Source organism: Micromonospora sp. NBRC 110009, from assembly GCF_030518795.1.
Classification (GTDB): Bacteria; Actinomycetota; Actinomycetes; order Mycobacteriales; family Micromonosporaceae; genus Micromonospora.
Genome location: NZ_CP130427.1, coordinates 5,157,306 through 5,176,087 on the forward strand (window position 1 = coordinate 5,157,306; position 18,782 = coordinate 5,176,087).

Sequence of the window (18,782 nt, forward strand, 5' to 3'; positions counted from 1 at the left end):
CCCCCCTTCGTCCGGGCAAACGGTACGCCGCCGGTCAGTCCTCGGCCGGCGGCCAGGGCGGCTCGCCGACTCCGGTGACGCGCACCCCGCCCCAGGGGTCGACCTCGGCCAGCCGGGCACGGGTGACCCGGTCGCCGACGCGTACCTGCACGTCGCGGCGACCGGAGCGGAGCAGCCGGACCGCCCGCGGCTCCGGCTCGATCCGCCCCGCCCAGTGGTAGCGGCCGTCGACCGGCTCCCACCGCCCGGTGACGTGCAGTTGCACCGGCGTGTCGCCGATCCACGCCGGGCCGTGGTAGCTCACCGGTCGATCCGTTCGTGCGCCCGGGCCAGCTCGTGGGGCAGGTCGGCGCCGCGCCGGACACCCTCGATGCCGCTCCACAGCAGGGTGGTCAGGTAGTCGGTGAGCGCGGCCCGGCGGATCGGCTGGCCGTGCGTGGTCCACCAGTCGCCGACCGCCTGCACGAACCCGACCAGCCCGTACGCCCACGGCTCGGCGGGACCGGCGTCGAGCCCGAGCGCGCGCAGCCGGTCGCCGATCACCCGGGCCAGCCCGGCGGCGACCTGGCGGCTGGTGCCGGCGACGACCTGGTGGATGCCGGGGTGGCCGGCCTGGTTCATGAGGAAGCGGTAGAGGGTCGGCTCCGACTCGACGACGCCGAGATACGCGTCGATGGTCGCCTCGACCAGGGCCCGCTCCTCGCGGACCCGTTCGATGGCCGGTGCGATGGTGTCGACGACCCGGGCCGCCACCACCTCGCTGACGGCGAGCCAGAGCTGCGCCTTGTCGGCGAAGTAGCGGTAGAGGACGGGTTTGCTGACCCCGGCGGTGGCGGCCACCTGGTCCATGTCGACCTGCGGGCCGTGCCGGAGCAACGCCTGCACGGCGGCCGCGATCAGCTCCTGCCGCCGCTGTTCGCGGTGGCCGGCCCAGCGGTCCCGGCGGCCGGGGCGCGGGGCGGCGGCGGGCTCGGAGGCATTGACATCGGTGGAGGTCGGTCGCATGCTACCACTCGTAACAGTTACCAGAAGTTACGTCAACAGGGAGGGGTCATGGAGGGGACGCCGGCCGGGTTCCCGCGCGAGGCGCTGGCCACCCGGTTGCTCACCGCCTCGGTGCACACCAGCTACGACCCCGCTGTGGAGATCGACTGGGCGGCGCCGCACCGGCCGGACGCCTACTGGCTGCCGCCGCACCGCAGCAGCCTCTACGGCACGCCGCTCTGGGCGGGGCTCAGCGAAGCGCAGCGCATCGAGCTGACCAAGCACGAGGTGGCCAGCGCCGCCAGCGCCGGGCTGTGGTTCGAGACGATCCTCATGCAGATGCTGATCCGGCACTACTACGACGCCGATCCGACCAGCCGGCACGCCCAGTACGCGCTCACCGAGGTCGCCGACGAGTGCCGGCACTCCATCATGTTCGGTCGGCTCATCGAGGCGACCGGCTGCCCGGTCTACCGCGCCGACCGGTTCGACCACCTGCTCGGCCGGTGGCTCAAGGCCACCGCGACCGGCCCGCAGATGTACGCCGCCATCCTGATCGCCGAGGAGGTCCTCGACGCGTTCCAACGGGAGATCATGGCCGACGAGTCGCTGCAGCCGCTGATCCGGATGGTGTCCCGGATCCACGTGGTCGAGGAGGCCCGGCACGTGCGCTTCGCCCGGGACGAGCTGGCCCGCCAGGTCGAGGCCGCCGGCCCGCTCGCGCTGAGCTACGCGCGGCTGGTGATCGGCCGCGCCGCGTGCGCCATCACCCGACGCCTGGTCCACCCGCGGGCGTACGCGGCGGTCGGCATCGCGCCCTCGGTCGGCCGGGCCGCAGCCCGGGCGAACCCGCACTGGCAGGCGACGCTGCGCTGGTCCGCGCACCGGGTCGCCGACCACCTCGCGGGCCTGGGCCTGCTGTCGGGGCCGGGGCGGTTGCTCTGGCTCCGCTCCGGCCTCATCCGGGGCTGACGCCGGCCGGCGGCGGCCCGACTCCCGGGCACGCGGTCGCTGGCGGCCGCCGCCGATCAGCGGGCCCGGCGCCCGCCGTACAGCCGCAGCGCGTTGCAGACGTCGAAGACCCCGGGCACGTCCCAGGCCAGTTCGCCGGCCGCGCGGCGGGTCTGCGCGTCGGCGACGCCGCCGGCGAGGATCACCACCCGGTTCTGCACGCTGACGGTGATCTGCTGCCGCCGGGTGGTCCAGTCGATGCTCAGCCGCTGGGCCACAAGGCCGGCGAGGCGCACGTCCTCGCCGTCGGGCTCGGGCCCGTCCCCGGCGAACGGAAAGTCGGGGTACGGCCAGGGCGTCACCATGCGGGCTCCTTCTCGTGGGTGGCGGGGCGTCCGGTCCGGGCCGGCGGAGGGGCGGGTTCAGTGCCGTCGGGGCGCGGCGGGGCGGGCCCGGGTCCCACCGGGCCGCTCAGCGCCCGGGTACGGCTGTCGAACACGGGGAACACCCCGTCCAGTCGCATGGTGTGCAGCACCGTCAACACGAACCGGGAGGGCGCCACCAGGCACAGCCGGCGTCCGTCCTGCCGGGCCTGCTGGCGGGCGCGGACCAACAGCCCGAGTCCGGCCGAGTCGAGCACCTCGACCTCGGCGAGGTCCACGAGCATCCGGTCGCCGAACGTGACGCTCTCCGCCAGCGCCCGGCGTACCGGGCCGACCAGGTCCGGCTCCTGGGCGGTCGGCTCGCCGCCGACCTCGTCCAGGTAGTCGATGTCGAGGCCGCCGTCGCCGTCCGGCCCGGTGCGGGCGCTGCACCGCGGGCAGTGGTGCGGACCGGAGGCGAACGGCGAGCGGACCCAGTCGTTGTCGAACACGAGCGTCCACACCACCTCGGCGTCGGGCAGCGTGCAGCCCGTGCCGGTGACGGTGTCGCCGCAGCCGTCGCAGATGAGGGTCATCAGGTTGTCCGCCGGTACGACCGTCACGGCGCCCCCGTCCGATCCGCGCGCGGGCCGGACGGCGGTTGGCCGCCCGGTCGGCCCGCGGTCACCACGGCGAGGACGACCGCGACGGCGGCGAACACGACCTGGACGATCAGCGCCAGGACCGCCGGCCCGCCCGGGCCGGTGCCGACCAGCCCGACGACGATGGCGCCGAGCAGCGCGGCGGCGACTCCGAGCGCGAGGGTCAGCCAGACCGGGGCGGCCTTCCGGCCCGGCAGGACCAGGCGGCCCACCGCCCCGACGGCGACTCCGACGACCACGGCCCCGACGAGGGTGCTGCCGTTCACCGCTGCCTCCTGCGTGCCGGGTGGTGAGCCGAGCCCGTCCGGGTGCCCGGTCCGGTGCCCACTCTGGCCAGGGCTCTTGGCGGTCGTCGCGCGGTTGCATGACAGTTGTGTGACAAAAACCGGGAACGCCTGACACGGTTGGGTGACGTGCTAGCGGCCGGGGATGATGCGGGGTATGACGGCCGTACTGGTGATCGAGGACGACGACCGGATCCGGCTCGCGCTGCTGCTGGCCCTCGAGGAGGAGGGCTACACGGCGTACGGGGTGGCCACCGCCGAGGAGGGGCTGCGGCGGCAGCGGGAGACCCCGGCGGACAACGTGCTGGTCGACCTCATGCTCCCCGGTCTCGACGGCTTCGAGTGCATCCGCCAGCTGCGCCGCGACGACGACGTTCCGATCGTGGTGGTCAGCGCCCGGGACGACACCCACGACATCGTCGCCGCGCTGGAGGCCGGCGCCGACGACTACGTGGTCAAGCCGGTGGCGATCAAGGAGCTGTCCGCGCGGCTGCGGGCCCTGCGCCGGCGCGGGCGGGCCGTCGCGGACGCCGTCCCGGCCCAGGTCTTCGGCGACCTGGAGATCAGCGCCGAGGCCGGCGAGGTGCGCCGGGCCGGCCACCCGGTCGCGGTCACCCGCACCGAGTTCCGGCTGCTGTGCGAGCTGGCCGAGCACGCCGGCCGGGTGCTCTCGCGCCAGCAGCTGCTGCGGCGGGTCTGGGGTTACGAGACCGGTGACGAGCGGCTGGTCGACGTGCACGTCGGCCGCCTGCGCCAGAAGATCGAGCCCGACCCGACCAACCCCCGGCACCTGGTCACCCTCCGGGGTCTCGGCTACAAGCTGCAACGATGACCCGCCTCGGACTGCGCGCCCGGGTCACCGCCGCGTTCGCCGTCGGCGCGCTGCTGCTCGCCCTCGCGATGGCGCTGTTCTCCTACGACCTGACCCGCCGGTCCCTGCTGGACGAGCGGGAACGCACCGCCGTCCGGGCCGCCTACTACGACGCCGCAGTGGTCCGCAGCGGGCTGGACACCGAGGACCCGGACGTCGTGGCGGTGCTGCGCGCGCTGGACACCGGCAGCACCCGGCGGCCCCTGCTGCACCTGCCCGACGGCTGGTACGCCCGCACCGCCGACATCGGCGCCGGCGCGGTCCCGGTCGAGCTGCAGCGCATGGTCGCGGCCGGGCAGCCGGGCGTGCAGCGGATCCGGGTCGACGGCCAGCCGACCCTGCTGGTCGGGGTGCCGCTCTCCGCCGGAGTGGGCTACTACGAGCTGACCTCGCTGCGCGAGGTCGAGGCGACCTTCCAGGTCGTCGGCCTGGCGCTGACCGCGGTGGCCATCATGGTCGCCGGGGCCGGCGCCGCCCTCGGCTGGTACGCGACCCGGCACAGCGTACGGCCGCTGACCGCGGTCGCCGACGCGGCGGAACGGATCGCCGCCGGTGACTTCGCCACCCGGCTCGACCCCACCACCGACCCGGACCTGACCCGGCTCTCCAGCTCGTTCAACCACATGGTCGACCAGTTGGTCCGCCGGATCGAGCGGGACCGCCGGTTCGCCGCCGACGTCAGCCACGAGCTGCGGTCCCCGCTGCAGACCCTGGCCGCCGCCGCCAGCGTGCTGACCCGCCGCGCCGGGCACCAGGACGAGCGCACGGCGACCGCCGCCGGGCTGGTCGTCGACGAGGTGGCCCGGTTCCAGCGGCTGGTGGACGACCTGATCCAGCTGGCGCGTACCGAGCAGCCGGCGCACCGCGAGCCGGTCGAGGTGGCCGCGCTGGCCCGGGCGGCCTGCCGGAGCCGGTCGCTGCCCGAGCACCTGGTCGAGGTGGTCGGCGACGCGCCGACCCAGTGGCACGTCGACCGGCGCCGGGTCGAGCAGACCCTGCTGAACCTGCTGGAGAACGCCGTCCGCTACGGCGGCGGGCCGGTCGGCGTCCGGCTGTCGCTGCGCGACGGCGGGGTCGGCGTGATCGACGTCGACGACGACGGCCCGGGGGTGCCGGAGGGCGACCGGGAGGCCATCTTCGACCGCTTCGTCCGAGGTCGGGCCGCGCACGCCCGCGCCGGCACCGACGGCACCGGCCTCGGGCTGGCCCTGGTGGCCCAGCACGCGGCCGCGCACGGCGGCCACGCGACGGTCCTCGACCGGGACCGGGGCGCCCGGTTCCGGGTCGAGCTGCCGGGGGCCCGCGGATGAGGTGCGCCCGCCTGCTGCCGGTGCTGGCCGTCGCCGTGCTGCTCGGCGGGTGCGGGGTGCCGGTCGACGACCAGCCGCGTCCGGTGCCGGCCCCGCCCGGCGGGTTTCCCAGCCCGACCGGCACGGCCACCGCCGACCCGGACGGCCGGGTGGACGAGACGCTCTGCTTCGTCCGCGCCGACGGGCTGGCGGCGGTCACCCGCCGGGTCGACGGTCTGCCGGGGGTGGACGCCCACCTGCAGCACCTGCTGGCCGGACCGGACGGCGCCGAGCGGGACCGCGGCCTGGCCAGCGCGCTGCCCGGGACCATCACGGTCGCCGGGGCCACCTCGACCGGCACTGTCGCGACGGTCGACGTCCGGCAGGCCGGCGAGGACACCGGCCGCAACGACGAGGTCCTCGCCTTCGGACAGATCGTCTGCACGCTGACCCAGCGCCCCGATGTGGACAGTGTCGCGTTCCAGCGCGACGGGCAGCCGCTGGAGGTGCCCCGGGCCGACGGGTCGCTGTCGTCGCTGCCGCTGACCGCCGCCGACTACCGGCCGCTGCTGCGGCGCTGACGCCGGCCCGGGCGTCCGGATGGCGGTCGCCCGGCAACCCGGTTGATTCGGGTCGGGGCGAGGTGCTTGCTTTCCGGCACCGCTGGCGGCCAGCGACGCCGAGGACGAACTGGCCGACTGGCTGGACGAGCGGGGCGTCGCGGCCGGCTGGGACCTGGCGCCCACCCTGGTGGCCGGCGGCGCCGATCCGGAGTGGCTGGCCCGGGTCGAGGCGGTGGTGGGGACGGCGCACCTGGAGACCGCGGTCGGGTGGCTCACGTACACCATCGACACCGAGCTGCTGATGCGGGAGATCGACGAGGCGGTCGGGCGGATCTCCGGGCTGGTCGGTGCCGCCAAGCAGTACTCGCAGCTCGACCGCGCGCCCTACCAGGTGGTGGACGTGCACGAGCTGCTGGACGCCACGCTGGTGATGGTCAAGGCGAAGGTTCCGGGCGGGGTGCGCGTGGTCAAGGAGTACGACCGGTCGCTGCCGCCGATCGCCGCGTACGCGGCCGAACTGAAGCAGGTCTGGACCAACCTGATCGACAACGCGTTGAGCGCCATGGGTGGCACCGGCACCCTGGCCATCCGCACCGGCCGGGACGGGAACCAGGTCACGGTCGCGATCAGCGACACCGGGCCGGGCATCCCGGCGGAGGTCCGACCCCGGATCTTCGAGCCGTTCTTCACCACCAAGCCGGTGGGGGAGGGCACCGGGCTCGGCCTCGACATCTCGTACCGGATCGTGGTCAACAAGCACCACGGTGACATCCGGGTGGACAGCCGGCCCGGTGCCACGACGTTCCGGGTGCTGCTGCCGGTCGCGCCGGAGGGCGTACGGCCCGGGTCGTGACCGCAGGCCCGGCTCAGGGCCGGCGGTCGGGGCCGGGCCCGGCTCCGGTCGCGCGGCGGATGTCGAGCAGGTGGTGCTCACCCTCGTGGATGGTGTGCTGCCCGAGCCAGAGCAGCGTCCGGGCCTGCCGCTGCGGCCACGGGTAGACGCCGGTGCGGGCGAGTTCCGCCGGGCCGAGCACCGCGAACCGGGCCGCCAGGTCGTCGGCGGCCGTGGCCAGTTCGGCGAGCACGCTCGCCGGTTCCTGCTCGTTGTACCGCTCCGTGACGGCGCGTTCGTCCCGGCCCATGGGGACGAACTCCGGTGCGTCGACGCGTAGCGCGAGGGCCAGCCGTTCGCCCTGGACGCGCAGCACATCGCGGACGTGGCAGGTGTACTCCAGCGGCGACCACACCCCTTCGGCCGGTCGCCGGCGTTGGTCCGGCGCCGCGCCCAGCGCGGTCGCGTAGCGCGCGCCCAGCCCGCGCAGCAGTTCCGGCAGCGCCTCACCCGGCACTTCGGAGTAGACGAAGAGACACTCGTCGCACCGGTCCACGCCGCGGAGGATAGGCCGTTCCCGACCGGCCGGTGTGTCCCGGAAGCCGCGATGGTGTGGCCCGGATCGCCCTCGACCCTCGGCATATCGCACCCGAATGGATGCTTATGGGTGATATATCCATCGGCCGTTCGGTTGAGCGGACGACGACTTTTGGTTTAGGGTGACTGGCACGACCGGTGCTGGGAGGCACCCGTTCTCCTCAGGACAGGAAGGGCAGCATGACCACGACGACCATCGCCCCGACGATCACCGAGGCGCACCGCGCAGCGGTCACCGGTGAGGAGACCCGCGCCAGCGAGCTGATCGCGGCGCTGGCCGCGCTGCCGGAGGCGCACCCGGAGCGGGCCGCGCTGCGCAACCAGGTCATCGAGGCGTGGCTGCCGCTCGCCAACCACCTGGCCGCCCGCTACAGCGGGCGGGGTGAGCCGGCCGGCGACCTGGCCCAGACGGCGGCCCTCGGCCTGATCAAGGCGGTGGACCGGTTCGACGCCTCGCGCGGCGTGGACTTCGCCGGCTTCGCCATCCCGACCATCCTCGGCGAGATCAAGCGGCACTTCCGCGACCGCACCTGGAACATCCGGGTGCCGCGCCGCCTGCAGGAGCTGCGGCTGCGCATCTCGGAGGCGAACAGCACGCTCACCCAGACCCTCAACCGGGCGCCGACCGTCGCCGACATCGCCAACCATCTCGACCTCACGGAGGAAGAGGTGCTCGAGGGCCTGGAAGGCGCCCGCGCCTACAACGCGGTCTCGCTCTCCACCCCGATCGGCGACGGTGACAGCGCCACCGAGCTGGGCGACACCATCGGCGCCGAGGACAACGAGTACGAGCTGGCGGAGCTGCGCGCCTCGCTCGGCCCGGCGCTGGCCACCCTGGACGAGCGGGAGCAAAAGATCCTCACCCTGCGCTTCTACGGCAACCTGACCCAGAGCGAGATCGCCGCCCGCGTCGGTGTGTCCCAGATGCATGTCTCCCGGCTGCTCGCCCGCGCGCTGACCAAGCTGCGCGGCCAGCTCGCCGCGGCCTGACCCGCCCCGCCCACCGACCCACGCACCGCCACCGGCTCCCCCCGGTGGCGGTGCGTTGTCAGGTACGTCCCGGGTGCGGGAGCTGGCGAGCCGGGGCGGCTGCACTCCGGGGGGCCGCGCCGAGGGCGACGGTGACGGTGGCGCCGGGGGAGAGCAGCAGCGACTGGTCCCGGACGGCCACCGGGACGGGCTGGTCCCCGCCGGGACCGGCCGTGATGCGGACCTCCTGGTGGTCGACGTGCAGGACGAGCAACCGGTTCCGGTACCGGAGCACGCAGTCGAGCTGGTCGATCCGCTCCGGCAACTGCGGGTTGAGCCGCAGCACGTCGCCGCGGACCTCCAGCCCGGTGTAGCAGCGCTGCAGGATGTCCAACGTGCCGGCGGTGGCGCCGAGGTGGATGCCCGCCCGGGTCGAGCTGTGCGCGGGGTCCGCCAGGTCGGTGCCGAGCGCGTCCAGGAGCATGTCGACGGAGCGGCGGCGGTCGGTGCGGGCCAGCACCCACGCGTGCGCGATCCGGCTCAGCGTCGAGCCGTGGGTGGTCCGGCTGAGGTAGTGGTCGACGGTGGCGGGGATCCGCGCCGGGTCGAAGTCGTAGCCCAGCTCGGTGATCAGTGCGGTGAGCTCCTCGGCGCTGAACAGGTACAGCAGCATCAGCACGTCGGCCTGCTTGGAGATCTTGTAGCGGTTCGGGTCGTCTCCCTCGGCCTGCAACAGCGGCCCGAGTTGCCGCAGGTCGCCGTAGCGCTGCCGGTACCGGTCCCAGTCCAGCTCCGCCAGGTCGTCGTAGCCTTCGAACTGCGCGAGGATGCCGTCCGGCAGGAAGGCGAGGCGGAGCCGGCGGGCGATGTGCCGCCACCGCCCACGCTCCGCGGCCGGGACCTCCGCGGTCCGCCACGGCGCGGCGCCCGGGTGCCGGTCCTGGATCTCGCACGCCTCGCCCGCCCGGGCGAGCACCCACGCGACCATCACGTTCAGGTACGCGCAGTTGTCCAGCCCCTGGCCGGCGCGGCCCGGGTAGCCGTCGTGGAACTCGTCCGGCCCCAGCACACCGCGGATGTCGTAGCGGTCGTCGGAGGGGTCGTAGGTGGCCAGGCCGGCCCAGAAGCGGGCGGTCTCGACCAGCAGTTCCGCCCCCCGGCCGGTGAGGAAGGAGAGATCGCCGGTCGTCTCCCAGTAGCGCCACACCGAGTAGGACACCGCGAGGTTGACGTGGTGCTGCCGGCCGGTGCGGTCGTCCTGCCACTCACCGGTGACGGGGGAGGGGGACCGGGACGGGCTCTCGTCCCGGCCGCTCGCGGCGCTCTGCCACGGGAAGAGCGCTCCGGCCATCCCGGTGGCGGCCGCCTGCCGCCGGGCCGCCGGCAACCGTCGGTACCGGTACTCCAGCAGCGCGCGGGTCAGCTCCGGCAGGCGCAGGTTCAGGTACGGGTAGATGAACAGTTCGTCCCAGAACACGTGCCCGTGGTAGCCCTCGCCGTGCAGGCCCCGGGCCGGCACTCCGGCGTCGAGGTCGACGGTGTGCGGCGACAGCGTCTGGAGCAGATGAAAGGTCTGCACCCGCAGTGGCAACTGCCACCCGTGCTCCTCGCCGACGTCGAGCCGGAACCGGGCCCACAACCGGTCCCAGGCCGTGACGTGCTCGGCGAGCAGCACGTCGAACGTCCCGGCCCAGCGCAGCTCCGCGCACGCCGCGGTGAGCGGGTGGTGCACCGCGCGGTCCCGCCCGCAGCCGACCGCGACCGTCTTGTCCACCGACACCGGCACCCCGGCCGTCACGTCGACGCCCCGCACCTCTGCCACGTCGTCCGCCCCCCGCACCACCGTCCGGGGGACACCGGCGTCGGCGCCGGCGATCTCGACGGCGGTGCGGGCGGCGACCGCGACCGGTTGCCGCGAGCCGGTCGTCAGGGCCGTCAACCAGAGCGTCGGACCGTCCGCGCCGCCGGTGACGTCGGTGAGGTGCCGGCCGCAGGCCCCACCCACGTCCGCCGTGTTGGCGTTGACCACCCCGCCGTCGATGCCTGATCTGATCTCCAGCCGGCCCGACCAGTTCTCCGCGACGACGCGCGTCCGGAGCCCGGCGAGGTGCGGGTTGGCCATCGACACCAGCCGCTGCTGGCGGATCCGGGTGCGCCGCAGATCGCGGTCTACGACCAGGAGTTCGCGCAAATAGATGCCGCGGCGCAGGTCCAGCAGCCGGTGCTCGTGGATCCGCCGCGCGCGCCCCGGCGCATACCATTCGCCGCCGGCGGGGCGGAAGGTCAGCGGCAGCCAGTTCGGCAGGTTGACGATCGTCTCCTCGCCGTCCGGCCGGTCCGCGCCGCCCACCAGCCGGTTGTGGAATCCGGCCAGGTAGCTGCCCGGGTAGTGGACGCCGTCGGCCGTCGCCTCGGGGGCCGCCCCGCGGGTGGCCAGGTAGCCGTTGCCCAGGGTCAGCATGGTCTCCCGGGTGCCTTCCCCCGCCGGGTCGCCGTCCTGATAGCCGAGCGCCCAGGCCGGCGGCAGGTCACCGGTGCACAGCTCGCACGCGGGGTCCGGGTTCCGCTGATCAGGTCTCACCGCACCACCCTCGGGTGGAGGCGGGCCCCTCCGCGGACGATCACGGGGTCGCTCGCACTCCGGGTGTTTGGCGAGCTTCGCACCAGTAAAGGGTATTGAGCTGCCCGGCCCTTCCGGGCCCGGTGTCCCAGATCGGTGTCGGACCACGGCATCGGTGACCTGGCCTGAGCCGCTGCACTGGCCGAAGGGATGAGGCGGGTGGGTCCCCGGGGTACTTGATCTTCGCGGACTCTTGTGGTATTATGTCCGTTTCTGGTTGGTAGCGTGGCGGCGCTCCCCGAACCACCGGAAAGGACCAGTCGCCATGCCTCAGACGCCCACCCTCGACGCCCGTCTCCGCCGCTTCTTCGCCGCCTTCGCGCCGGACGCGGAGAGCGGCGACCCGGACGGTTTCGGTGCCCTGTTCGCCGATCCGTTCCTGGTCGCCGACGAGGGCGGCGCCCGGCCCGTGCCCCGGGCCGCGTTCCTCGCCGCCCTGCCCCGTCGGGCGCAGCTGTTCGCCGAGGCCGGGCTCGGCCCGGCGACGCTGACCGACCTCACGTACCAGCGCCTCGACGACCGGTACGTCCTCGCCCGCACCGACTGGGACGCCCCGCGGGTCGACGCGGGCCCGCCGGTGCGGCTGGCGTCGTCGTACCTGCTGCACGACGACGGCGACCGCCTCCGCGTGGTGCTCTACCTCAACCACCAGGGCCTGCCGGCAGCCTGAGCCGACCGGTGGACGGCCCGGCGGGTGGCTGGCCCGCCGGGCCGCGTGCCGATCCGGCGACCGGTCAGCTCACCACGGGGACGGCGCCGGCGGCGGCACCACCGGCGGCCGGTCGTCGCAGGTGATGGTGTTCGGCAACAGCCAGGGGGCGAGCCACCCGCCGTCGTTGCCGCCGAGATCGGTGAGGGTGAACTCGGAGCCGGCCGGGGTGAAGTGGAACGAGCCGCAGTTGTTCACCCCGACCGCGCCGACGTTGCGCGCGTCGACGTCGGCGAAGGACGCCGAGCCCGCGGTGCGGGCGCTCACCACCGAGGTGCCGGTTCCGTCGACCCGGACGTCGCGGAAGTGCACGTTGCTGATCGAGACCGCGTCCTTCACCGGCCAGTCGCTGACCAGCATGATCGCGTTGTAGGTGCTGTCCAGGAAGGCGTCGCCGACGACCTGGATGTCGGCGTCGATGCTGCGGTCCAGCGCGTAGAACCAGATCGCGCCCAGGCCGATGTTCCAGTTCAGCTCGAAGCTGCCGGCGCGGACGGTGGTGTTGTCCGTGATCCAGAGGTGTCCGGAGAACGGCTCGGCGCCGAACCGGGAGCCGACCTGAATGGCGCTGCCCTCGCGTACCGGGTCGGCGACCAGGTTGTGCGAGATCGTGTTGTCGGTCCCGCCGTACAGGGCGATGCCGTTGGCCAGGACCGGCGACTGCACGGTGTTGTGGTCGAAGGTGTTGTGCGCGTTGCCGGTCCGCTCCGACCACATGGCCAGGCCGTCGTCGCCGGTGCTCCGCACGAAGGTGTGCGAGACGGAGGAGTCGGTGACGCCGGTGTGGAAGTTGACGCCGTCGGCGATCTGGTCGGCGATGACGGTGTTGGTGACCCGCAGGTCGGTCATCGGGCCGTCGAACCACATCCCCACCTTCGTGTGGTGCAGGTAGAGGCCGTCGATGGTGGAGTGGTTCAGCGCCCCGCCGACGGCGTTGACCTGGTCGGTGTCGACCCGCTCGCGGACGTCGCCCTCGATCGCGAAGCCGGAGAGGTGGACGTTGCTGCTGCCGCCGTCGGCGGCGTCCCGGCCGTAGAAGCCGACACCGGTGTGCACCGAGCCGTCGGGGGCGGGCGTGTCCAGGGTGACCTCGCGGCCCTTGACGAGGGTGTACCAGCTGCCGGCGCCCGTGATGGTGACGTCGTCCACGATGATGTGCCGGTTCACCTGGTAGGTGCCGGGCGGCAGGTAGAGCGTGCGGTGCGCCCGGCGGGCGTACGCGACGGCCCGGTCGAACGCGTCGGCCGACTCCCGTCGCCCGGTCGGATCGGCGCCGAAGGCCAGCACGTTCACCGCGCCGGGCACCACCCGGGGCGGGCCGACGAGCTGTGAGTCCAGCAGGTCGATGACCGTCCAGGCGGCGGCATCGCGCGGGGCGGTCAGCCGGACCGCCTCGCCGGCCCGGTAGGTGCGGCCCAGCAGCAAACGCTGTTCGTCATAGAAGTGGTGCGGCCGGAACGGCTTGGCGACGGTGGGCGGCGGGGTCGTGGCGGCCGGCACGCAGGAGCATTCGGTGATCCACCAGTCGGGGTGGAGCAGCTCGGCGTCGGGGTCGTTGGAGAACGGGTACTGGTTGTAGAGCCACGCGTACTGCGAGGTGAGGGTCATGGTCCGGGTCGGTCCGTGGCCGACGGTGACGCTCAGCGGCGCGGTGCTGCCGCCGCCGTCCGGGGCGTCGGGGATGCTGTAGCGGACGGTGATCGCGTTGGCCGCCGCCGGGAGGGTGAACTCGACGTACTGGCCGGGGGCGAGTCGGACCGCCCGGCGGCCGGAGGCTTCACCGGCGAGGGTGTAGGCGGCGCGGTCCGGACCGATGACGGTGCCGGTGGTCCGCGCGTGCTCGGCCTCCTGCTCGATGAAGTCCACGGCGGCGCCGCGCCCGGCGACCAGCACCGGATCGAGTGCGGCCCGGGTCACCACGGGGGCCGGGCCGGTCGGGGCCCGGCCCGCCGCGGCGGCACTCCCGGCCGGCACGGCGAGGGCGACGGCGGTGACCGTCGCGATGATCCTGGCGATCGGCACGTGCGGGCGCAGGCCAGCCGCGCCGTCGTCCACGCTCCGCTGCATCGGACTACCCACTCTCTGGGGGACGGGGGGAGGCGGTGGTGGTGTCGGCGCGGCTGGAGGGGCCCGCCGGAGACCCGGGACGTCGCACTGGCTCCCGGGGTCCCTCATGTTATTCCCGTCACTTGTCGGCATTCAAGCTGCTGTCTGTCCGAATCTTGCAGGCGCGCGGCGCGGCCCGCCGCGCGGTGGGCCTGCCGGCCGCCGCCCTCACCACCCCGAACCGAGCAGGTGGCGGTTCATTTCTTACAAGAAGGCGACGTACGATTGCGGGCGTGACGAAGCGGCTGACCGAGGTGGCCCGTAAGGCGGGCGTCAGTGAGGCGACCGTGAGCCGGGTGCTCAACGGGCGCGGCGGCGTGTCCGAGGCCACCCGGACGGCCGTGCTGACCGCGCTCGACGTGCTCGGCTACGAGCGCCCGACCAAGCTGCGGGGCGAGCGGGCCCGGCTGGTCGGCCTCGTCCTGCCGGAGCTGCAGAACCCGATCTTCCCGGCGCTCGCCGAGGTGGTGACCGGCTCCCTCGCGCAACGGGGGTTCACCCCCGCGCTCTGCGCCCGCACCATCGGCGGCGTGCCGGAGTCCGACTACGTCGAGATGCTCCTCGACCACCAGGTCTCCGGCGTCATCTTCGCCGGCGGGTCGTACGCCCTCGCCGACGCCTCCCACGAGCACTACCGCCGGCTCACCGACCGGGGGCTGCCCGTGGTGCTGGTCAACGCCGGTGTGGACGAGCTCGGCTTCCCCCGGGTGTCCACCGACGACGCGGTCGCCGTCGAGCAGGCGTACGGGCACCTGCGCTCGCTCGGGCACGAGCGGATCGGGCTGGTGCTCGGCCCGGAGGGGCACGTGCCGTCCCGGCGCAAGCTGGACGCCATGGTCCGGGCCGCGGGCTGGGCCGACGACCGGGACCACGTGGAGCGCTCCAGCTTCTCCATGGAAGGGGCGCGGGTCGCCGCGACCAAACTGGTCGAGCGTGGCGTGACCGGCATCATCTGCGCCAGCGACGTGCTGGCCCTCGGCACCATCCGGGCCGCCCGGCGGTTGGGTCGTGCCGTGCCCACCGACGTGTCGGTGGTGGGCTTCGACGACTCCGTGTTCATGACCTGCACCGACCCGCCGTTGACCACCGTGCGGCAGCCGATCGAGACGATGGGGCAGGCCGCGGTGGACCTGCTGGTCACCCAGATCGAGGGGGCCGGCGTGCTGCACGACGAGTTGCTGTTCGAGCCCGAACTGGTGGTACGCGGTTCCACCGCGCCGGCCCCCGGCCGCTGACCGGGGTCACCTCGGCCAGCCACGGGCCGCCTTTCCTGCTGACGACTGCTCCGGCCGTCGACCGCTGCGCGCGGTCGGCGGCCTTCTGTCGTGGCCCCTCCGCCGAGCGGTACCGGCATGTGGGCGGTCCTGCCTGTCGTGAAGTGCCGTTGAAAAGTCGTGTACTTTCACAATCCGATCGACATCTTGCTGAAGCCGGTACGCCTCGTTACAGTGGCCCCACTCACACCTGACTCGCGGCGTAGTTGGCGGCACAGGTGGCACGGCGGATACCGATCAGCAGCAGCGCATTCCCTGCGGTGACCCCTCACCGCAGCTCGGCGCTGGCCATGGAGACACCCGTTCCCGAAGGGATGGACAGATGTCCGTACCGCAGTACCGGAAGGCTGCGGCGCTAGCGCTCGTGGCCGGCCTGGGGCTCAGCCTTGCGGCCTGCTCCACGAAGAGTGACGACGCGGCGAACGATGCCAACGGCAAGGTCACGATCACCGTCGACTGCCAGCCGGTCGGCTCCCAGAAAGAGCTGTTGAAGAACTGGAACGACGATGTGGCCGAGTTCCAGCGGCAGAACCCGAAGATCGTCATCAAGAGCGTCAGCGTCGGCGAGCAGTGCAACAACCCGCCGGACTTCACCGCTCGGCTCGCCGGCGGCACCGTGACCGACGTGTTCTACGGGTACATGACCGATCTCCAGCAGGTGCTCGACTCCGGTCAGGCGATGGACATCACCCAGTTCGCCAACAAGGACACGATCCCGACCTGGGACAGTGTCGACCCGGCACTCAAGGAGGTCTTCAGCGACGGCGGCAAGCTCTACGCGGTACCCGTGAAGAACTACTCGATGGGCCTGGTCTACAACAAGGTCCTGTTCCAGCAGGCGGGGCTCGACGTGAACAACCCGCCGAAGACCTGGGCCGAGGTCCGGGCCGCCGCCAAGAAGATCTCCGCGCTCGGCAACGGCATCGCCGGCTACTCGGAGTACAGCGCCGGCAACACCGGGGGCTGGCACTTCACCTCCCTGCTCTACTCGCAGGGCGGGCAGATGCTGAGCGCCGACGGCAAGAAGGCCGACTTCAACAACGCGATGGGCAAGCAGGTCCTGCAGAACCTGAAGGACATGCGCTACGGCGACAACAGCATGGGCTCCCGCCAGCTGCTGCAATGGGGCGACCTGCTGACCAACGCCGGCGCGGGCAAGGTCGGCATGTTCATCGGCGCGCCGGATGCCACCCAGGCGATCGTCAGCCAGTTCCAGGGCAAGTTCCAGGACTGGGCGATGGGCCCGCTGCCCGGCCAGGACGGGGCGGCGAAGGGGACGCTCGGTGGTGGCGAGGGTTACTTCTTCAAGAAGGGCCTCACCCCCGAGCAGGTGAAGGCCGGCCTGAAGTGGATCGCCTACCAGAAGCTGACGCCGGGCAAGGGCCAGTTCGACTACGTCCGGGCCAAGCCGCAGAACTACCCGGTGGGCCTGCCCCAGCCGCTGCTCTTCGCCAACGGCAGCGCCGCGCAGAAGCAGGAGCTCGAGCTGCGCAAGGCGAACGCCAACGTCGACACCGCGAACTTCGCAATCTTCGAGGCGAACCCGGTCCCGATCAAGGGCGAGCCGCGCAACGCGCAGGCGATCTACGCGGTGCTCGACGCCGCGATGTCCGCGGTGCTGACCAACCCGAACGCGAACATCGACGCCCTGCTCAAGACGGCTGAAGACAAGGTCAACCAGCTCCTGGCCGCCGGGAGCTGAGCCGCCGATGGGTGGGGGCCGGCGCTCCGGTCCCCACCCGCCGGCCCCGCACCGTCCGGTCACCGACTTCCGCAGGAGTTGCCTTGGCGATCACCGCCGTCCCGGGTGCCACCAGACAACCCGGCCGCCGCCCCGCACCGCCCTACCCGCCGCGCCGGCGTACGAGCCTCGGCCGCAAGGTACGGGACAACCTCACCGGGCACGCGTTTCTGTTCGGCGCGGTGCTCTGCTTCGCCGTCTTCTCCTGGTATCCGATGATCCGGGGCATCGTCATGAGCTTCCAGCGCACCCGGCGGGGCGAGACCACCTGGGTCGGCTGGGACAACTACCTGCGCATCATCGACGAGCCCAGCTTCTGGAGCGCCTGGAAGAACACGTTCTACTTCACGGTTCTCGCGCTCGTCCTCGGGTACGCGGTGCCATTCTTCGTGGCGATCCTGCTCAACGAGTTCCGCCACGCCAAGGGGTACCTGCGCATCCTGGTCTACCTGCCGGTGATGCTGCCGCCGGCGTCGGCGCTCTTCCTCTTCAAGTTCTACGCGTACGACCCCAGCGACGCGGGACTCTTCAACGCGATCCTCAAGGCCCTGCACCTGCCGACGTCGGAGTGGATGCAGTCCCCCGGGATGACGATGCCGGCGATGGTGCTCGCGTCGACCTGGATGAACATGGGCAGCGCGGTACTCGTCTACCTGGCGGCGCTGCAGAACATCCCCGGCGAACTCTACGAGGCGGCCGAGCTCGACGGCGCCGGAATCTGGCGGCGGATCGTCAACGTGACCATCCCGCAGACCCGGCTGATCCTCGCGCTCCTGGCGATGCTGCAGATCGTGGCCACGATGCAGCTCTTCATCGAACCACTGATCCTCGCCAACGGTGCGGGCGCGGAGGATTCCGCGACCTCGGTGGCCTACCTGATCTACCAGCACGGGTTCTTCCAGAACGACCTCAACGGCGCGGCGGCGCTCGGCGTGATCATGCTGGTGGTGCTGGCCGGCTTCTCCGCCGTCTACGTGCGGCTGACCGCGAAACAGGACTAGGACGGACGACCCATGGCGCAGGATTCCGGCACCCGGACGCTGATCTCCCATGCCCAGCTCAGGCGGGGGCGGGGCAGGGTCGTCTACTGGGCGTTGCTCACCGCCGTCGTGCTGGTGTTCACGCTCGTCTTCCTCGGGCCGCTCTACTGGATGGTCACCGGCGCGCTCAAGTCGGGGCAGGAGATCGCGCAGACCCCGCCGTCGCTGTACCCGAAGGACCCGCAGCCGCAGAACTACGTCGACGCGTGGACCAACCTGGACCTCGCCAAGCTGCTCTTCAACACGTTCTACTACGCGACCGGCGCGGTGCTGTTCCAGCTCGTCCTCGACACCGCCGCGGCGTATGCCTTGTCGAAGCTCCGACCGGTCTTCGGCAACGTGATCCTCGGCATGATGCTGGCGACGCTGATGATCCCGGCGATGGTCCTCATCGTCCCGCAGTACGTGACCGTGATCGACCTGCCGATCCTGCACCTCAACCTACTCGACTCGCCGTTCGCGATCTGGCTGCCCCTGGTCGCGAACGCGTTCAACATCTTCCTGCTGAAGCGGTTCTTCGACTCGATCCCGGAGGACCTGATGTCGGCGGCCCTCATGGACGGCGCGACGCCGCTACGCACGCTCTGGTCGATCATCCTGCCGATGTCGCGCCCCATCCTCGGCGTGGTCTCGATCTTCGCCGTGACCGCGGTCTGGAAGGACTTCCTCTGGCCGAAGCTGGTCATGCCCTCGCCCGAGACCCGGACGGTCAGCGTCGGAATCTACGCCTTCTCCGGTGGCACGCCGATGAACGTGGTGATCGCCGCCTCGGTGATCGCCGCGATCCCGACCGTCATCATCTTCCTGATCTTCCAGCGGAACATCATGTCCGGCCTGACCACGGGCAGCCTCAAGGGATAGCCGCCGCGCCGGCACCCCATCAGCGAAACCTCCCGCGGCGAACGACGACCGTTCGCCCGACACATTC

Annotated in this window: 19 protein-coding genes; 11 read left to right on the forward strand and 8 right to left on the reverse strand. The window is 72.5% G+C overall.

The genetic code is table 11. The features are described from left to right. Positions 1 to 34: 34 nt before the first annotated feature. Complete coding sequence (locus tag Q2K19_RS24530; RefSeq protein ID WP_302764078.1) at positions 35 to 304, reverse strand: DUF4873 domain-containing protein; 270 nt, start codon at positions 302 to 304, stop codon at positions 35 to 37. Further along, complete coding sequence (locus Q2K19_RS24535; RefSeq protein ID WP_302764080.1) at positions 301 to 1,005, reverse strand: TetR/AcrR family transcriptional regulator; 705 nt, start codon at positions 1,003 to 1,005, stop codon at positions 301 to 303. Before Q2K19_RS24535 ends, Q2K19_RS24530 begins: the two co-directional genes overlap by 4 nt. A 48-nt stretch (positions 1,006 to 1,053) precedes the next feature. Between Q2K19_RS24535 and Q2K19_RS24540 the strand changes: the two genes are divergently transcribed. Continuing rightward, complete coding sequence (locus tag Q2K19_RS24540) at positions 1,054 to 1,956, forward strand: AurF N-oxygenase family protein (protein WP_302764082.1); 903 nt, start codon at positions 1,054 to 1,056, stop codon at positions 1,954 to 1,956. A gap of 56 nt (positions 1,957 to 2,012) precedes the next feature. Here Q2K19_RS24540 and Q2K19_RS24545 read toward each other — a convergent pair whose 3' ends face one another. From Q2K19_RS24545 to Q2K19_RS24555, 3 genes are read right to left on the reverse strand one after another with little or no spacing between them, the layout of a single operon-like run. Continuing rightward, positions 2,013 to 2,300, reverse strand: coding sequence for a BON domain-containing protein (locus Q2K19_RS24545; protein ID WP_302764083.1), 288 nt, complete (start codon positions 2,298 to 2,300; stop codon positions 2,013 to 2,015). Continuing rightward, positions 2,294 to 2,920, reverse strand: coding sequence for an STAS domain-containing protein (locus tag Q2K19_RS24550; protein WP_302764085.1), 627 nt, complete (start codon positions 2,918 to 2,920; stop codon positions 2,294 to 2,296). The genes Q2K19_RS24545 and Q2K19_RS24550 overlap by 7 nt, the downstream gene beginning before the upstream one ends. Beyond that, positions 2,917 to 3,225, reverse strand: a complete 309-nt coding sequence (locus tag Q2K19_RS24555; RefSeq protein WP_302764087.1) for a hypothetical protein — start codon at positions 3,223 to 3,225, stop codon at positions 2,917 to 2,919. Before Q2K19_RS24555 ends, Q2K19_RS24550 begins: the two co-directional genes overlap by 4 nt. Positions 3,226 to 3,400: 175 nt before the next feature. Between Q2K19_RS24555 and Q2K19_RS24560 the strand changes: the two genes are divergently transcribed. From Q2K19_RS24560 to Q2K19_RS24575, 4 genes are all read left to right on the forward strand, one after another. Next, positions 3,401 to 4,075 carry a response regulator transcription factor gene (locus tag Q2K19_RS24560; protein ID WP_302764088.1) on the forward strand — a complete coding sequence of 225 codons (675 nt, stop codon included), beginning with the start codon at positions 3,401 to 3,403 and terminating at the stop codon, positions 4,073 to 4,075. After that, a complete protein-coding gene (locus tag Q2K19_RS24565) occupies positions 4,072 to 5,424 on the forward strand; it encodes a sensor histidine kinase (RefSeq protein WP_302764090.1) in 1,353 nt (450 codons plus the stop codon). Before Q2K19_RS24560 ends, Q2K19_RS24565 begins: the two co-directional genes overlap by 4 nt. Further along, complete coding sequence (locus Q2K19_RS24570) at positions 5,421 to 5,984, forward strand: GerMN domain-containing protein (protein WP_302764092.1); 564 nt, start codon at positions 5,421 to 5,423, stop codon at positions 5,982 to 5,984. The genes Q2K19_RS24565 and Q2K19_RS24570 overlap by 4 nt, the downstream gene beginning before the upstream one ends. Before the next feature lie 169 nt (positions 5,985 to 6,153). Then, complete coding sequence (locus tag Q2K19_RS24575) at positions 6,154 to 6,819, forward strand: sensor histidine kinase (protein WP_302764094.1); 666 nt, start codon at positions 6,154 to 6,156, stop codon at positions 6,817 to 6,819. 13 nt (positions 6,820 to 6,832) lie between these two features. Here Q2K19_RS24575 and Q2K19_RS24580 read toward each other — a convergent pair whose 3' ends face one another. Beyond that, positions 6,833 to 7,354: a DinB family protein gene (locus tag Q2K19_RS24580; RefSeq protein WP_302764095.1), complete on the reverse strand. Its 522-nt coding sequence runs from the start codon at positions 7,352 to 7,354 to the stop codon at positions 6,833 to 6,835. A gap of 221 nt (positions 7,355 to 7,575) precedes the next feature. On the opposite strand from Q2K19_RS24580, the gene Q2K19_RS24585 reads away from it, so the two are divergent. Then, a complete protein-coding gene (locus tag Q2K19_RS24585; RefSeq protein ID WP_302764097.1) occupies positions 7,576 to 8,385 on the forward strand; it encodes a SigB/SigF/SigG family RNA polymerase sigma factor in 810 nt (269 codons plus the stop codon). Positions 8,386 to 8,443: 58 nt separating this feature from the next. On the opposite strand, the gene Q2K19_RS24590 is transcribed toward Q2K19_RS24585, so the two are convergent. After that, positions 8,444 to 10,945 carry a glycoside hydrolase family 65 protein gene (locus tag Q2K19_RS24590; protein WP_302764098.1) on the reverse strand — a complete coding sequence of 834 codons (2,502 nt, stop codon included), beginning with the start codon at positions 10,943 to 10,945 and terminating at the stop codon, positions 8,444 to 8,446. 304 nt (positions 10,946 to 11,249) lie between these two features. Between Q2K19_RS24590 and Q2K19_RS24595 the strand changes: the two genes are divergently transcribed. After that, the gene (locus tag Q2K19_RS24595) at positions 11,250 to 11,654 is read left to right on the forward strand and encodes a nuclear transport factor 2 family protein (RefSeq protein WP_302764100.1); all 405 of its coding nucleotides are present in this window, start codon (positions 11,250 to 11,252) and stop codon (positions 11,652 to 11,654) included. 69 nt (positions 11,655 to 11,723) lie between these two features. Here the strand turns inward: Q2K19_RS24595 and Q2K19_RS24600 are convergent, their stop codons facing one another. Beyond that, positions 11,724 to 13,760, reverse strand: coding sequence for a glycosyl hydrolase family 28-related protein (locus tag Q2K19_RS24600; RefSeq protein WP_302764101.1), 2,037 nt, complete (start codon positions 13,758 to 13,760; stop codon positions 11,724 to 11,726). 272 nt (positions 13,761 to 14,032) lie between these two features. Between Q2K19_RS24600 and Q2K19_RS24605 the strand changes: the two genes are divergently transcribed. The 4 genes from Q2K19_RS24605 to Q2K19_RS24620 all read left to right on the forward strand — a co-directional run bounded on the left by Q2K19_RS24605 (position 14,033) and on the right by Q2K19_RS24620 (position 18,715). Further along, positions 14,033 to 15,034, forward strand: coding sequence for a LacI family DNA-binding transcriptional regulator (locus Q2K19_RS24605; RefSeq protein ID WP_302764103.1), 1,002 nt, complete (start codon positions 14,033 to 14,035; stop codon positions 15,032 to 15,034). A 361-nt stretch (positions 15,035 to 15,395) separates the two neighbouring features. Continuing rightward, positions 15,396 to 16,775: an ABC transporter substrate-binding protein gene (locus Q2K19_RS24610; protein WP_302764106.1), complete on the forward strand. Its 1,380-nt coding sequence runs from the start codon at positions 15,396 to 15,398 to the stop codon at positions 16,773 to 16,775. A gap of 83 nt (positions 16,776 to 16,858) precedes the next feature. Then, entirely contained in the window at positions 16,859 to 17,815 is a 957-nt protein-coding gene (locus tag Q2K19_RS24615; protein WP_302764108.1) for a carbohydrate ABC transporter permease, read from the forward strand. A 12-nt stretch (positions 17,816 to 17,827) separates the two neighbouring features. Then, positions 17,828 to 18,715: a carbohydrate ABC transporter permease gene (locus Q2K19_RS24620; protein ID WP_302764110.1), complete on the forward strand. Its 888-nt coding sequence runs from the start codon at positions 17,828 to 17,830 to the stop codon at positions 18,713 to 18,715. Positions 18,716 to 18,782 lie beyond the last annotated feature (67 nt).